The following is a 14,270-nucleotide window of genomic DNA, read 5'->3' on the forward strand; positions in this document are numbered from 1 at the left end:
ATTTAAAACCCATAAAAACTGGTTGTTTTTCATACAAAAACAACCAAAAAGCGCGCAAGCCTGTGCGCACCTGCGCAGAATGTTGCGCAAGCACTCGGAAAGCCTTATCCGTAAAGGGGCTGAAGGGGTTTTGAGGGTGTTTTTAATGGCGAGAGGTGCGCAAATATTTGCGCATCAAGGCGTACTGCCTTGAAGGAGTCAGAAAGCTCGCGGTTGCACAGTCATTGTGAAACCGCGAGCTTCTGATCGGGGTCGCTTACTCCTGAACCACACGCACCATGCGTTGTGGTGAAGGAATCTCGATACCCGCGGCTTTCAGGCGGTCACGTGCTTCGATATTGAAGAACGAACTCACATCGCCCAGATCACCGGTCTTGGTCCATACCCGCAACGACAGAGTAATTGCGTTCTCACCCAGCGCCGCGACTACCGCCTGCGGAGCCGGATCTTCCAGCACACGCGGGTCCTTGGCCATCTCCAGCAAGACTTCCAGGGCTTTCCTCAAGTCGGCATCCGGGCTGACGCCGATATCGAACACGATCTTGCGGGTCGGCTGACGGTTGGTATTGGTGATGATGCCGTTGGACAGATTGCCGTTGGGCATGATCACCGTGCGGTTATCGCCGGTACGCAATACGGTATGGAAAATCTGGATACTATCGACCGTACCCGCCACACCTTGCGCCTCGATCCAGTCACCGATACGGAACGGGCGAAACAGCAGAATCAGCACGCCACCGGCAAAATTAGCCAGGCTGCCCTGTAATGCCAGGCCAATAGCCAGACCCGCAGCACCAATGGCCGCAACGAACGAGGTGGTTTCCACACCGATCATCGAGGCGACGCTCACCACCAACAGAATCTTGAGGATGATGTTGGCCAGGCTGCTGACAAAACCCTGCAATGCCAGATCGGCATTACGCAGTGCCAGCAATGCGCCTACCTTGCTGGTCAACCTGTTGATCAACCACCAGCCAATACTCAGTGTTACCAGCGCCAGCAGCACCCGGCTGCTGTATTGCATGATCATCGGAATCCAGCTTTGTGAAGTTATCCACAGCTGATCGACTTCTGCGCTCAAATCCATCTTGTTTCTCCTGCCTGTCACGAACCAATCTTGAAAGGACTGCCGGAAACAATCATTTCAGCGTTTACAGGGGTGTTCGGACATACCAGGGAATAAAGGGTTCCCAGGTAGCCAGCATTACCTAGTCACGGAAGTTGTTGAATTGCAGCGGCATTCCCGAGTCGTATGTACGCAGTAAAGCAATGGCATCTTGCAGGTCATCGCGCTTTTTACCCGTGACGCGCACTTGTTCACCCTGAATGGCAGCCTGCACTTTCAGTTTAGCGTCCTTGATATGGGCGACGATTTTCTTTGCCAGCTCCTTGTCGATACCTTCCCTGAGCACCGCTTCCTGCTTCATCAACTTGCCCGAAGCAAAGGCGTCCTTGACCTCCAGGCATTTCACATCGATCTTGCGCTTGACCAGGGCAAGCTTGAGGATTTCGATCATCGCTTCAAGCTGAAACTCTGCCTCGGCGGTGAGCGTGACGGTCAGTTCCTTGAACTCGAAAGTACCTTTGCCCTTGAGGTCGTAGCGACGGTCCAGCTCTTTGATGGCGTTATCGACGGCATTAGTGACTTCGTGTTTATCCAATTCGGACACTACGTCGAACGATGGCATGTAATTTCTCCAGATAAACGGCGCGTCCGGCAAAAAGCGAACGCGCGTGACTTGACGGTATGAAAGAACGCTCATTATAACGAGACTTTTCCAGCCTTTACTGCGAGCCTTTCATGTCGACATCCGATTTCATTGCGGCAAAGCCGTTCAATCTTCCGGATATGCATTTCTGATGGCCGCCATCTGGCATGTACTCGGCGCTGGCAGCCTGGGCAGTCTGTGGGCCGCCCGACTGGCACGCGCAGGTGTTGCAGTGCGCCTGGTGCTGCGCAATGCCGAACGGCTGAACGCCTATCAGGCCAATGGCGGCTGCCTGACGCTGGTGGAAAATGGCGTGGCCCGACCGATATTCATCCCGGCCCAGACCACCGACAGCAACGAGCCTATCGAGCGCCTGCTGGTGGCCTGCAAGGCCTATGACGCCGAACAGGCGGTAGCAGATGTTGCGCCGCGACTGCACCGTAACGCCGAAGTGATCCTGCTGCAAAACGGCCTGGGCAGCCAGGATGCCGTGGCAGCGCGTATCCCTCATGCCCGCTGCATCTTTGCCTCAAGCACCGAAGGTGCCTTTCGCGAAGCGGACTGGCGCGTGGTCTTCGCCGGTCATGGCTATACATGGCTGGGCGATGTCCGCGAGCCGACGCCGCCAACTTTCCTGCAAGACCTGCAGGATAGCGGTATTGCCCATGAATGGACGCCCGACATCCTGACCCGCCTGTGGCGCAAGCTGGCCCTGAATTGCGCCATCAATCCACTGACCGTGCTGCATGACTGTCGCAACGGCGGCCTGCTGGAGCATCACTGCGAAGTGGCGACGCTGTGCGCCGAACTTGCCGACCTGCTGGAGCGCTGTGGTCAACCCGCTGCGGCCCAGGACCTGCACACTGAGGTGCAACGGGTGATCGGGGCCACGGCAGCCAATTACTCGTCGATGTACCAGGACGTGGCCCATGGCCGCCGTACGGAAATCAGCTACTTGCTGGGTTACGCCTGTGCAGCGGCGCTGCGTCATCAATGCGTCGTGCCTCACTTGCAGCAATTGCAGACGCGCCTGACCAGCCATCTTGCAAGCAAGGGTTTGCGTACCGACTAGCTCACGCTACCCTGCTGGTTCATCCCTCGCCTGTGATTTGCCCCATGCCATTGCGCCAGCGCCTAGAAAACCTGCCCGTTGGCCAGAAGCTGCTGGCCGCCCTGCTGGTCTTGCTGACCACGGTGCTGCTGGTCGCCAACCTGACCTTCATCAGCGCCGCCTATTACATCTCTCAGGAAGCCATGGCTCCACAGGCCCTGCAGACCATCGGGCGCCTGATCAGCAGTCCCAACCTCAACGAACAGGCCTTGAACTCGCCGCGCAATGCCAACGCGCTGCTCAAGGAACTCAAGAGCTACGGCCCGCTGCGGGCTGCAGCGATCTACGACAACAACGGGCGACGTCTGGCACAAATGCAACAGGGGGAAGCCCTGCATCTGCCGGAACATTACGGCGATATCGAAAGCTGGCGCCTGACCGAGTTTCGCAACACGCAAATCATCAGCGTGCCCAAAGGCGATCAGGCCCCGGGCCATCTGTTGCTGGTCGCCAGCAGCGAACTGCCGACGGCGTTCTACACCGGCACGCTGACCGCCAGCCTGGGCATTCTGATTTTCAGCGTGCTGTTGTGGCTGGTGGTGGCCCGGCAGATTCGGCGCCTGATTACCGAGCCGATCTATCAACTCGAAGAGCTGTCGCGTCAGGTCACCCGCGAAGAAAACTATGCGCTGCGAGCCGGCCCCGGCAACGAGGACGAGATCGGCAATCTGGCCGAAGCCTTCAATACCATGCTGTCGCGGATCGAAGCCCGAGAACAGCAACTCAAACGTGCGCGCGACGACTCTCAGGAAGCCTATGCCCAGGCGCAAGGCATGGCCGAAGAGACCCGTCATACCAACCGCAAGCTGGAACTGGAAGTACAGGTTCGCAGCAAGATCGAGAAAAAACTCACCGGCTTTCAGAACTACCTCAACAGCATCATCGACTCGATGCCCTCGGCAATGATTGCCCTGGACGAGCAGCTGTATGTCACTCAATGGAATCAGGAAGCGACCGCCCTGTCCGGCACGACCCTGGACGAAGCGCTCAACCAACCGATCTTCATTGCCTTCGAGCCGATGCGCTCGTTCCTGCCGCAGATCAAGCAGACCGTTGAGCGCCACAGCGTGACCAAGATCGAGCGCGTCACCTGGATCAAGAACGACGAGCCGCGCAGCTATGCGCTGACCTTCTATCCGCTCACCGGCGATGCAGGCCGCGGCGTGGTGATCCGTATCGATGACATCACCCAGCGGCTCTCGCTGGAAGAAATGATGGTGCAGTCGGAAAAGATGCTGTCAGTCGGCGGGCTGGCGGCGGGCATGGCCCATGAGATCAATAACCCCTTGGGGGCGATCCTGCATAACGTGCAGAACATCCGCCGTCGCCTGTCGCCAGAGCTGCCGAAGAACATCGAGCAGGCCGAGTCCGATGGCATCGACCTGAACACCGTCAATCATTACCTGACCAGCCGTGGCGTGCCGCAACTGCTCGACGGCATCCAGCAGGCAGGCGCCCGGGCGGCCAAGATCGTCAGCCATATGCTCAACTTCAGTCGCCTGAGCAACCGCCAGTTGACGCCCTGCGAACTGCCTGCCCTGATCGATCAGGCGCTGGAAATCGCCGGCAATGACTTTGATCTGGCAATCGGTTTCGACTTCAAGGGCCAGCACATCATTCGCCAGTTCGACCCGGAACTGGGGCCAGTGCCCTGTATACCCAACGAACTGGAGCAGGTATTGCTCAACCTGTTGAAGAACGCCGCGCAGGCAATTCACCAGCGTGCGGAAAATGAAGTCGAGGACGGACGCATCACCCTGCGCACCCGGCTCAACCCGCCATGGGCAGAGATTCAGGTCGAGGACAACGGTATCGGAATGGCCGAGAACGTCCGCAAACGCACTTTCGAGCCGTTTTTCACCACCAAGGAAATCGGCCAGGGCACTGGCCTGGGGCTGTCGGTGTCGTACTTCATCATCACCAACAACCATAAAGGCCAGATGGAAGTGCAATCGTCCATCGGCATGGGCACCTGCTTCACCTTGCGCCTGCCGTTAGTGGCCCATCAGGTGAATGTGCAACAGCAGGTTATTTCCAAGCTTTAATCAGGAGCCAGAAAGATGGGCTTTCGTTTGTCGAAGATTTACACCCGTACCGGCGATACCGGTGAAACCGGCCTGGGCGATGGCCGCCGCGTGCCCAAGGATCATCCGCGGGTCGAGGCCATCGGTGAAGTCGATACGCTCAACAGTCAGTTGGGGCTGCTGCTGGCCGGGTTGGCCGAACACCCTTCACTCAAGGAAGTGAGCGATGTGCTGAGCCCTTGTCAGCATCGTCTGTTCGACCTCGGCGGCGAACTGGCCATGCCGGCCTATCAGGCGCTGAACAGTGCTGAAGTCGAACGACTGGAGGCCGCTATCGACCTGTGGAACGAGGAAGTCGGCCCGCTGGAAAACTTCATCCTGCCAGGCGGCTCGATGCTGATCGCCCAGGCCCATGTCTGCCGCAGCCTGGCGCGCAGCGCCGAACGCCGCTGCCAGCATCTCAATGCGCTGGAACCATTGGCTGGGGTCGGGTTGGCTTATATCAACCGGCTGTCAGACTTGTTGTTTGTCGCGGCGCGGATTATCGCAAGACGCCAGGGAATAGCTGAAATCCTCTGGCAGCCAGCGCCAAAGCCTGTTTGATTGACGGGATGAAATTGTGGAAGGGGGCAAGCCCCTCCCAATCTCAATAGCGTTGCTATCAGTCAGGCCAGAACGCACGGATTCCGGCCACACCCTGCGCGCCGCATTCCCAGGCGCGCTGACGCTCGTCAGGTCCGACACCGCCCAGCAGGAATACCGGTCTGGTGAAGCCTGCGATCAATCGCGATGCCTCTTCCCAGCCCAAAGGCTGCGCGTCCGGATGGGTCTGAGTAGGCTGGACCGGCGACAGGGTGACGAAATCCACGCCCATCTGCTCGGCCAAGGCCAGCTCTTCTGCGTTATGGCAGGAAGCTGCCAGCCAGCGCTCTTCAGGAAACGGGCGACCGCGACTGGCGTACTTGCGCAGTTGCTCGGCAGTCAGGTGCCAGCCGGCTGACGGGAAATCACCCAGCCATTCCAGCGGCCCCTTGAGCATCAGTTGGGCCTTGCCAGCGCACAGCCCCACAGCATCCACTGCCAGATCACGATACTTCGGGTCATAGCCACGCGGCGCGCGTAGCTGGACCAGCTTGATACCGCCAGCGATGGCTTTCTGCATGCCACGCAGCAGCTCGGAGGTTTCCAGCCCGTCGGGCGTGATCAAGTAATCACTCGGCAAGCGTGCGGCTGCCACTATCGGCTTGTTGGCCGCAGGAAACTCATAGCCAGCCAGTTCGCGCTGGCTGGCCCAGACCAGTGGCTGCCCTTCGGCGCCATGGGGCTCGCAGCTGAAGGCTGAAACTTCCCAGACATCCAGCAACACCTGTTTGTCCGGGTAATCGTGCTGGATCTTGATCAGCGGGCGCGCCGCTGTAACGCCAATCCCCAGCTCTTCCTGCAGTTCACGGCTCAATGCGGCCTGGACAGCTTCGCCGTCTTCCACCTTGCCACCGGGAAACTCCCACAGACCGCCCTGATGCTGAGTATCGGCACGCTTGGCGATGAGAATCCTGCCGTCAGCGCCACGAATCACGGCGGCGGCCACATGCACACGTTTCACGCCTCGACCTCCTGCAATGCAGCCTGCTGCCAGCGCTGGAAAGCCGGCCACTGGTAAAGGGTTTCGATATAGGCCAGCGCTTCGGCGGGCAACGCGACGCGGTAGCCGCGCAAACGAATGGCCACCGGGGCAAAGAAGGCGTCGGCAATGCTCGGCTGACCAAACAGGAACGGACCATTCTCGGCTGACGCGGCACGGCACTCGGCCCACAGGGCGACGATGCGGTCGATGTCGTATTGCGTGTCGACCGGAATGACTTCCAGAGCCTGATCGCGATGCAGGTCCATCGGCATGTTGGAACGCAGGCTCATGAAACCGCTGTGCATCTGTGCACACGCCGAACGGGCCTGGGCACGGGCGGCGATATCACGCGGCCACAGATCGGCTTCAGGGAAGCGCTCGACCAGGTATTCGCAGATCGCCAGCGAATCGATGATGGTTCCGTGCTCGCACTGGAGCGCAGGGACCTTGCCGGTTGGCGAGAATTGCAGGATCTGTTCGCGGGTTTCCGGCTGGTTCAGGCGAATCACCTGATCGGTGTAAGCTGCGCCAGTCATCGCCAGCACCAGCCATGGGCGCAGCGACCAGGAAGAATAACGTTTGTCGCCGATGATGAGGTGTAGAGACATCGTTGATTCCTGCCTATGCATATTTATCGTCTGGAATACCGCTGTCGCAGCCAAGGCCCCTCCCACAGAGTAAACGTAACCCATTGTGAGAGGGGGCTTGCCCGCGACGGGGCAAGGCGGTATCGATCAGGTACGGTATTCGGCGTTGATCTTCACGTATTCGTGGGACAGGTCGGTGGTCCAGATGGTTTCGCTGCAAGCGCCGCGGCCCAGTTCGATACGGATGGTGATCTCTTCCTGAGCCATGACCGCCGAACCCTGCTCCTCAGTGTAGGTGGTAGCGCGGCAGCCCTGGCTGGCGATGCACACGGAACCAAGGAACACGTCAATCTTGCTGACATCCAGATCCGGCACACCGGCACGGCCAACAGCGGCCAGGATGCGGCCCCAGTTAGGGTCGGAGGCGAACAGCGCAGTCTTGATCAGCGGCGAATGGGCAACGGCATAGCCGACGTCCAGGCATTCCTGATGGTTGCCGCCGCCATTGACTTCGACTGTCACGAACTTGGTCGCGCCTTCGCCGTCACGCACGATGGCCTGAGCCACTTCCATGCACACTTCAAAGACCGCTTTTTTCAGGGCCTCAAACAGCGGACCTTTGGCCTCGGTCACTTCCGGCACATTGGCCTGGCCGGTGGCGATCAGCATGCAGCAGTCGTTGGTGGAGGTGTCGCCATCGATGGTGATGCGGTTGAACGACTTGTTGGCGCCGTCGCGGATCAGGTCCTGCAACACGCTCTGCGAAACCTTGGCGTCGGTGGCGATGTAGCCCAGCATGGTCGCCATGTTCGGACGGATCATGCCCGCGCCCTTGCTGATGCCGGTCACGGTGACGGTCACGCCATCGTGCTGGAACTGGCGGCTGGCGCCCTTTGGCAAGGTGTCGGTGGTCATGATGCCGGTCGCGGCAGCAGCCCAGTTATCCACAGACAGGTCATCGAGTGCGGCCTGCAGTGCGCCTTCGATCTTTTCCACAGGCAGCGGCTCGCCGATCACACCGGTGGAATAAGGCAGTACTGCGCTGGCATCGACACCGGTCAGCTCGGCCAGTCTGGCGCAGGTACGCGTGGCGGCAGCCAGGCCTGGCTCGCCGGTACCGGCGTTGGCATTACCGGTGTTGGTCAACAGATAGCGCACCGGGCCTTGAACACGCTTCTTGGCCAGAATGACCGGTGCAGCGCAGAACGCATTCAGGGTGAACACGCCAGCAACACTGGAACCTTCGGCACATCGCATGACGACGACGTCCTTGCGCCCCGGACGCTTGATGCCGGCAGAAGCGATGCCGAGTTCAAAACCGGGAACCGGATGCAATGTAGGCAAAGGACCAAGACCAACAGCCATGAGGTGCGCTCCTTGAGCAGTATCTGCGCCGTCCGTAGCGGTACGGCAATCAATGAAAAAACGCCGCGACGGGTAAGCCGGTCGCGGCGTGGGGTATTACAGAGTCAGAGCCTTAACTGATCTGGCCGTGACAGTGCTTGAACTTCTTGCCCGAACCACACCAGCACAGCTCGTTGCGGCCCAGTTTCATGTCGTTGCGAACCGGCGCGGAAGCAACAGCCACATCACCGGCCTCTTCAACCAGTGCCGGCTCTTCCAGGCCCGGTGCATCGGCGTGCTGGAATTGCATGCGCTTGGCAAGCTCTTCGGATTCGCGACGCAGGCGCGCCTCTTCTTCCTCGGGATCTTCGCGACGAACCTGAACATGGGACAGCACGCGGATGGTGTCGCGCTTGATCGAATCCAGCAGTTCCTGGAACAGGGTGAAGGACTCGCGCTTGTATTCCTGTTTCGGGTTCTTCTGTGCATAACCGCGCAGGTGGATACCGTGACGCAGGTGGTCCATGGTCGACAGGTGGTCTTTCCACAGGTCGTCCAGCACGCGCAGCAGGATCTGCTTCTCGAAGGTGCGCAGCGCTTCGGCGCTGGCCTGATCTTCCTTCTCGGTGTAGGCGACCAGCAACTCGGCCAGGATCTTCTCGCGCAGGGTTTCTTCGTGCAGGTGATCGTCTTCGTCGAGCCATTGCTGGATCGGCAGCTTCACGGCGAAATCGCTGTTGAGCGACGCCTCCAGACCGGCAACATCCCACTGCTCGGGCAGCGATTGTGGCGGAATGTGCTGACTGATCAGACCGTTGAGCACTTCTTCGCGGAAGTCGCTGATGGTGTCACCGATATTGGTGGCCGACAGCAGGCTGTTACGCATGTGGTAGATCACTTTACGCTGCTCGTTGGCAACGTCGTCGAATTCCAGCAATTGCTTGCGGATATCGAAGTTGCGACCTTCTACCTTGCGCTGCGCCTTTTCGATAGCGTTGGTCACCATGCGGTGCTCGATCGCTTCGCCGGACTGCATGCCCAGGGCCTTCATGAAGTTCTTCACCCGGTCAGAGGCAAAGATGCGCATCAGGCTGTCTTCCAGGGACAGATAGAAACGGCTGGAACCGGTATCGCCCTGACGACCGGCACGACCACGCAACTGGTTGTCGATACGGCGCGATTCATGGCGCTCGGAAGCGATGACGTGCAGGCCGCCCGCTTCGATCACCTGCTGATGACGTTTCTGCCAGTCGGCCTTGATCTGTGCGATCTGTTCGTCGGTCGGGTTTTCGAGGTTGGCAACTTCGACTTCCCAGTTACCGCCGAGCAGGATATCGGTACCGCGACCGGCCATGTTGGTGGCGATGGTCAGCGCGCCCGGACGACCGGCCTGGGCGATGATTTCCGCTTCCTTCTCGTGGAACTTGGCGTTCAGGACCTTGTGCTCGATACCTTCCTTGTTGAGCAAATTGGACATGTGCTCGGAGGTTTCGATGGTCGCCGTACCCACCAGCACCGGACGGTTTTCCGCCAGACAGGCCTTGATGTCGGTAACGATTGCCGCGTACTTCTCTTCCGCCGTCAGGTAGACGAGGTCGTTGAAGTCCTTGCGCGCCAGCGGCTTGTTCGGCGGGATGACCATCACCGACAGGCTGTAGATCTGGTGGAACTCGAACGCTTCGGTGTCGGCCGTACCGGTCATGCCGGACAGCTTGGAGTACAGACGGAAGTAGTTCTGGAAAGTGGTCGACGCCAGCGTCTGGCTTTCGGCCTGGATGTTGAGGTTTTCCTTGGCCTCGATGGCCTGGTGCAGGCCTTCGGACAGGCGACGGCCCGGCATGGTACGACCGGTGTGCTCGTCGACCAGCAGAACCTGGCCATCCTGAACGATGTATTCGACGTTGCGGTTGAACAGCGTGTGGGCACGCAGACCGGCATACACGTGGGTCAGCAGGCCCAGGTTATGCGCCGAGTACAGGCTCTCGCCTTCGGCCAGCAGACCGACTTCGGTCAGCAGTTCTTCGATGAACTGGTGACCGGCTTCGTTCAGCTCGACCTGACGGCTCTTCTCGTCGATGGTGTAGTGGCCCGGCTTGGTAACCTCGCCTTCCACTTCCTCGATGTGCCGCACCAGACGCGGAATCAGGCGGTTGATTTCGGTATACAGCCTGGAGCTGTCTTCGGCCTGACCGGAAATGATCAGCGGGGTACGGGCTTCGTCGATGAGAATCGAGTCGACTTCGTCGATCACGCAGAAGTTGAGCTCACGCTGGAACTTGTCTTCCATGCTGAAAGCCATGTTGTCGCGCAGGTAATCGAAACCGAATTCGTTGTTGGTGCCGTAGGTGATGTCGGAAGCGTAGGCAGCGCGCTTCTCTTCCGGCGGCTGGAATGGCGTGACGATCCCTACGGTCAGGCCGAGGAATTCGTACAGCGGACGCATCCAGTTGGCGTCACGACGTGCCAGGTAGTCGTTCACGGTAACCACGTGGACGCCCTTGCCGGACAGTGCGTTCAGGTAAACGGCCAGCGTACCTACCAGGGTCTTGCCCTCACCGGTACGCATTTCGGCGATCTGGCCTTCATGCAGGGTCATGCCGCCGATCAACTGCACGTCGAAGTGGCGCATACCCATGACACGCTTGCCGGCTTCACGCGCAACCGCGAAAGCTTCGGGAAGGAGCTTATCGAGGGTCTCGCCTTTGGCTATGCGGGCCTTGAACTCTTCGGTCTTGGCACGCAGTTGCTCGTCCGAAAGGGCCACCATTTGCTCTTCGAAGGCATTGACGATCTGTACCGTCTTGAGCATGCGCTTGACTTCACGCTCGTTCTTGCTTCCAAAAAGTTTTTTTAACAAAGGCGCAAACATATCGACAGGATCTTCCACACATAGGAATGGAGGGCGGCCCCGTGAGTCGCCCGTGCAGCCTTATGGCCGCATGCGAACGAGTATTCTACCCGGAAACGATGGTGAGGAAAGTGGCGTTATTCCACGATGCTGGCACAGCGCTGTGACGGGGCAGACTTACAATGGGGCCATTCTTTAACACTTCAACCCATTCGGGAGAGAAGTTACTCATTGATTTGCATATAAAAGCACGGAAATGCCGCCGAACGAAGCTGCAACAACGCTTTCTGTTAACATGATGGCCTCGTCACACGCCGGCAACGCATCCATGGCCTTTCGTCCCATCACCGCTCGAACTCCCGTCGTTCTGCTGCGCGATGCCAAGCCGCTCAAGGCCATTTTTCGCCATGCCGAGCGTCTGAGCCACCTTCAGCGCCTGCTGGAAAGCCAGTTGCAACCTGCCGCCCGCGAGCATTGCCATGTGGCTTCATGGCGCGAAGGCAGCCTGTTGCTGATTGTGACCGACGGTCACTGGGCCACGCGGCTGCGCTATCAGCAAAAGCGCCTGCAGCGGCAATTGGTCGCTTTCAACGAATTCGCCAACCTGACGCGCATTGTCTTCAAGGTACAGCCTCCTACCGTGCCTCGGGGAGCCGTCGGTCATACCATCGACTTGTCGACCGCAGCCGCCGAAAGCATCCAGGCCACCGCCGATGGCATCAGCGATCCGAAACTGCGCGCCGCGCTGGAACGTCTGGCCAGTCACGCCAAAGACAAGAAGTAACGTTCAGCGCTTGCCCAAAACCGTTTCAAATTGCGACGCGCCCGGCTTGAGCAGACCTGCCTGAACCAGCACCGGCGTCACCATGGCCTCGGGCTCGACCTGGCCACTGAGTTTGATCCGGCTCATGGCAGGTTCCAGCCCGATCTCGAAACGATGCTCTGCATCGCGCCGGACCTCAGCCAACAACTTCAGCCCTCCCCGGCACTCAAGCCTGAGCTGAGCGTTGCCCAACAGCACCATCCACGGCGACAGCAACGCCAGATCCTTGCCGGACAACTCCCCCTGGCTGGACATGCACGTTGCGCCGCGGCCCTGAATCAGCAAGCGGCCCTGCCAGCGACCGTCCAGCACGTAGCCTGTGGCTGGCGTGACCCGCCCCGTGACAGGCATCAACTCCGCGCGCCATGCCCAGGGCCAGCCCTGCGCGTTCAATTCCCAGCCCTGCTGCTGAAAACCGGCATTGACCTGTGCCTGACCGCTCCACGGACGAATATCCCAGCGCAAAGGCCCGATGGCACCCAGTCGCTGCATCTGTCCGCGCCACAGGGTTCCCTGGATACCTTGCGGCTGCCAGTCGGGTGCCCAGTTGACGAAACGGGCGAGAAACGCGGCTGGCGCATTCAGCGCAAGCGTCAGAGCAAACACCAATGCGCCGACCGCCCATAACCTGCGCTTCATGGATGCCCCTCGCTACGACCCACGTCCAGACTGAATACCAACCCTTGATGCCCTTGTTCGAGGCTCCAGCGCAGCGGCCGCCCGCCCTGCTCCTGAATACTGCGCAGCACCTGCGCCAGGGTTTCGGCGCGAGTCAGTTCACCTTGCAGTTGCCAGATATCGCCTCGCTGTTCGACCCGCGTCAGCACCAGCCCGCGGGCACTGGCAAGCGCCTGCCAGTATTCGCCGCTGAATGCAGGGCCGGGGCTCAGCGCCTGGGCCTGCTGCGCAAGAAGCGGCCATTGCCGCAGTTCCTTGCCCCAGGCCAGTAACGGACGACCGATCAGCACCAGCAACAGGGTCAGAACCATCACCCAGCCGGCCAGCAATGCGTAGCGTCGAGCTGGCGGCAGTGCAGCGAAGGCGCTTGAAGCGCGCAGAAACAAGCCGTTCATGGTTGCGCATCCAGATTGAAATTGAGCGTCAGCAGAGCCGTCTTGGGGTCGGCTTCGACGCTGACCTTCGCACCCACGGCCCTGGCCATGCTCTGCCAGTGCTCCAGGGCCGGAGCCGGGGTACTGCCGTTCAGGACCAGACGCAAGGTTCGCCCGTCGAAGTAAGTACCGGACACGCCCCAGCTCTGCTGACTGTCGAGCCACAGCGCCACGGCCTGTTCCAGTTCGACAATCTGCTGCTGACGGCTGCGCCAGTCGGTCTGTTCGGCCTGCAGACGGGACAACTGCCGCGTTGCTTGCTGAGCAGTGGCAACCGGGCCGGTCACGGCTTCGACCTGGGCTTTCCAGACTGGCACCTGTTGCCAGAACTGGACCAGCATCAGAGCGCCCCAGCAGAGAGCCAGCACCGCACTGATCCCGGCCAGACCCAGCTGGGTTTTGCTAAAAGGCAGCGTTCGGCGCCGGGGCCTGGAGCGGCGCTGGCCAGAGCGCGGTAACAGATTGGGCAAGCGAGCCAATGCGGCCCACTGCTCTGGCCACGGGCCGGTCATGTCATTGCTCGGATGACGCCAGTCGTCAGGCACATCACCCAGGATTTCCGGCCATACCAGCCACTGCTGTACGCCATTTTCGGCGCCGCGCAACAGACAACGACCCTCGGCACGCGACCAGCACAGGGTCTGGCCCACCGCCTGCGCTGGGAGCAATTGCATCTCGGCCCACAGGTAATCCGGCGCGATGCCGCGCTCTTCGCATTCAGCCAGCCAGCGCTGTACAAGCGCCCGCTCCACCACCATCAATTGCAGATGCCCGGCGACCCGCGACAGGCAACTGACCTGCAGCTCTTCGGCAGGCTGCTGCAACTGCTCTTCCAGCAGTTGCGGCCACTCATGGGGCTTGAGGCCCGGTGGCGCTGGCACCTGAAAATGGCTGCACTGTGCCGAAGGGATAATCAGGGCAAGCGTGTTCTGTAGAAAATGCGCAGGCGGCGGCCAGTCGCCGTGTTCGTTCCCCGGCACACGTCGCCATTGCCAGGCCTGCGCCGCGTTGAGCGCAGGACGCAGCAACAACCAGTGGCGTGCCGCACGCCGCCTGGCGCCCCAGCGTTCAAACATGGCGACAACCCG

The 14,270-nt window shown here is 60.1% G+C and carries 14 protein-coding genes; 5 read left to right on the top strand and 9 right to left on the bottom strand.

What is annotated here, in order from left to right; all coding sequences use genetic code 11:
* Positions 1–193, top strand: a 193-nt coding sequence (locus tag ALQ04_RS27070) for a hypothetical protein (RefSeq protein WP_221033408.1), incomplete at its 5' end; no start/stop codon positions are given.
* 63 nt (positions 194–256) lie between these two features.
* Here ALQ04_RS27070 and ALQ04_RS17525 read toward each other — a convergent pair.
* Together ALQ04_RS17525 and ALQ04_RS17530 are read right to left on the bottom strand one after the other, a co-directional pair.
* Complete coding sequence (locus tag ALQ04_RS17525) at positions 257–1,087, bottom strand: mechanosensitive ion channel family protein (RefSeq protein ID WP_122317011.1); 831 nt, start codon at positions 1,085–1,087, stop codon at positions 257–259.
* A 121-nt stretch (positions 1,088–1,208) separates the two neighbouring features.
* Complete coding sequence (locus ALQ04_RS17530; protein ID WP_122317012.1) at positions 1,209–1,688, bottom strand: YajQ family cyclic di-GMP-binding protein; 480 nt, start codon at positions 1,686–1,688, stop codon at positions 1,209–1,211.
* A gap of 172 nt (positions 1,689–1,860) precedes the next feature.
* Between ALQ04_RS17530 and ALQ04_RS17535 the strand changes: the two genes are divergently transcribed.
* From ALQ04_RS17535 to ALQ04_RS17545, 3 genes are read left to right on the top strand one after another with little or no spacing between them, the layout of a single operon-like run.
* Positions 1,861–2,781, top strand: coding sequence for a putative 2-dehydropantoate 2-reductase (locus ALQ04_RS17535; protein ID WP_122317013.1), 921 nt, complete (start codon positions 1,861–1,863; stop codon positions 2,779–2,781).
* 44 nt (positions 2,782–2,825) lie between these two features.
* Positions 2,826–4,865 (top strand): ATP-binding protein, encoded by a 2,040-nt coding sequence (locus tag ALQ04_RS17540; RefSeq protein ID WP_122317014.1) that lies wholly within the window; start codon positions 2,826–2,828, stop codon positions 4,863–4,865.
* A gap of 15 nt (positions 4,866–4,880) precedes the next feature.
* Positions 4,881–5,447: a cob(I)yrinic acid a,c-diamide adenosyltransferase gene (locus ALQ04_RS17545; protein WP_122317015.1), complete on the top strand. Its 567-nt coding sequence runs from the start codon at positions 4,881–4,883 to the stop codon at positions 5,445–5,447.
* 58 nt (positions 5,448–5,505) lie between these two features.
* Here ALQ04_RS17545 and ALQ04_RS17550 read toward each other — a convergent pair whose 3' ends face one another.
* The 4 genes from ALQ04_RS17550 to secA all read right to left on the bottom strand — a co-directional run bounded on the left by ALQ04_RS17550 (position 5,506) and on the right by secA (position 11,268).
* A complete protein-coding gene (locus ALQ04_RS17550) occupies positions 5,506–6,447 on the bottom strand; it encodes a Nudix family hydrolase (RefSeq protein WP_122317016.1) in 942 nt (313 codons plus the stop codon).
* Positions 6,444–7,076, bottom strand: a complete 633-nt coding sequence (locus ALQ04_RS17555) for a glutathione S-transferase family protein (protein ID WP_122317017.1) — start codon at positions 7,074–7,076, stop codon at positions 6,444–6,446. The genes ALQ04_RS17550 and ALQ04_RS17555 overlap by 4 nt, the downstream gene beginning before the upstream one ends.
* A 126-nt stretch (positions 7,077–7,202) precedes the next feature.
* Entirely contained in the window at positions 7,203–8,420 is a 1,218-nt protein-coding gene (argJ, locus tag ALQ04_RS17560) for a bifunctional glutamate N-acetyltransferase/amino-acid acetyltransferase ArgJ (protein WP_122317018.1), read from the bottom strand.
* Positions 8,421–8,532: 112 nt separating this feature from the next.
* Complete coding sequence (gene secA / locus ALQ04_RS17565; RefSeq protein ID WP_122317019.1) at positions 8,533–11,268, bottom strand: preprotein translocase subunit SecA; 2,736 nt, start codon at positions 11,266–11,268, stop codon at positions 8,533–8,535.
* 307 nt (positions 11,269–11,575) lie between these two features.
* On the opposite strand from secA, the gene ALQ04_RS17570 reads away from it, so the two are divergent.
* Positions 11,576–12,031, top strand: a complete 456-nt coding sequence (locus ALQ04_RS17570; protein WP_122317020.1) for a DUF721 domain-containing protein — start codon at positions 11,576–11,578, stop codon at positions 12,029–12,031.
* Positions 12,032–12,034: 3 nt separating this feature from the next.
* On the opposite strand, the gene ALQ04_RS17575 is transcribed toward ALQ04_RS17570, so the two are convergent.
* Genes ALQ04_RS17575 through ALQ04_RS17585 form a run of 3 tightly spaced genes read right to left on the bottom strand, consistent with a single transcriptional unit; the run spans position 12,035 to position 14,258 of the window.
* Positions 12,035–12,709: a general secretion pathway protein GspN gene (locus ALQ04_RS17575; RefSeq protein WP_122317021.1), complete on the bottom strand. Its 675-nt coding sequence runs from the start codon at positions 12,707–12,709 to the stop codon at positions 12,035–12,037.
* Complete coding sequence (gspM, locus tag ALQ04_RS17580; RefSeq protein ID WP_122317022.1) at positions 12,706–13,143, bottom strand: type II secretion system protein GspM; 438 nt, start codon at positions 13,141–13,143, stop codon at positions 12,706–12,708. The genes ALQ04_RS17575 and gspM overlap by 4 nt, the downstream gene beginning before the upstream one ends.
* Positions 13,140–14,258 (bottom strand): type II secretion system protein GspL, encoded by a 1,119-nt coding sequence (locus tag ALQ04_RS17585; RefSeq protein WP_122317023.1) that lies wholly within the window; start codon positions 14,256–14,258, stop codon positions 13,140–13,142. The genes gspM and ALQ04_RS17585 overlap by 4 nt, the downstream gene beginning before the upstream one ends.
* Between the last annotated feature and the right edge of the window lie 12 nt (positions 14,259–14,270).

The sequence above is a fragment of the Pseudomonas cichorii genome (assembly GCF_003700275.1).
Lineage (GTDB): Bacteria > Pseudomonadota > Gammaproteobacteria > Pseudomonadales > Pseudomonadaceae > Aquipseudomonas > Aquipseudomonas cichorii_B.

Coding starts and splice junctions, on each gene's coding strand:
- ALQ04_RS17525 (WP_122317011.1), bottom strand. CDS start 1,087: ATGGATTTGAGCGCAGAAGTCGATCAGCTGTGGATAACTTCACAAAGC.
- ALQ04_RS17530 (WP_122317012.1), bottom strand. CDS start 1,688: ATGCCATCGTTCGACGTAGTGTCCGAATTGGATAAACACGAAGTCACT.
- ALQ04_RS17535 (WP_122317013.1), top strand. CDS start 1,861: ATGGCCGCCATCTGGCATGTACTCGGCGCTGGCAGCCTGGGCAGTCTG.
- ALQ04_RS17540 (WP_122317014.1), top strand. CDS start 2,826: ATGCCATTGCGCCAGCGCCTAGAAAACCTGCCCGTTGGCCAGAAGCTG.
- ALQ04_RS17545 (WP_122317015.1), top strand. CDS start 4,881: ATGGGCTTTCGTTTGTCGAAGATTTACACCCGTACCGGCGATACCGGT.
- ALQ04_RS17555 (WP_122317017.1), bottom strand. CDS start 7,076: ATGTCTCTACACCTCATCATCGGCGACAAACGTTATTCTTCCTGGTCG.
- argJ (WP_122317018.1), bottom strand. CDS start 8,420: ATGGCTGTTGGTCTTGGTCCTTTGCCTACATTGCATCCGGTTCCCGGT.
- secA (WP_122317019.1), bottom strand. CDS start 11,268: ATGTTTGCGCCTTTGTTAAAAAAACTTTTTGGAAGCAAGAACGAGCGT.
- ALQ04_RS17570 (WP_122317020.1), top strand. CDS start 11,576: ATGGCCTTTCGTCCCATCACCGCTCGAACTCCCGTCGTTCTGCTGCGC.
- ALQ04_RS17575 (WP_122317021.1), bottom strand. CDS start 12,709: ATGAAGCGCAGGTTATGGGCGGTCGGCGCATTGGTGTTTGCTCTGACG.
- gspM (WP_122317022.1), bottom strand. CDS start 13,143: ATGAACGGCTTGTTTCTGCGCGCTTCAAGCGCCTTCGCTGCACTGCCG.
- ALQ04_RS17585 (WP_122317023.1), bottom strand. CDS start 14,258: ATGTTTGAACGCTGGGGCGCCAGGCGGCGTGCGGCACGCCACTGGTTG.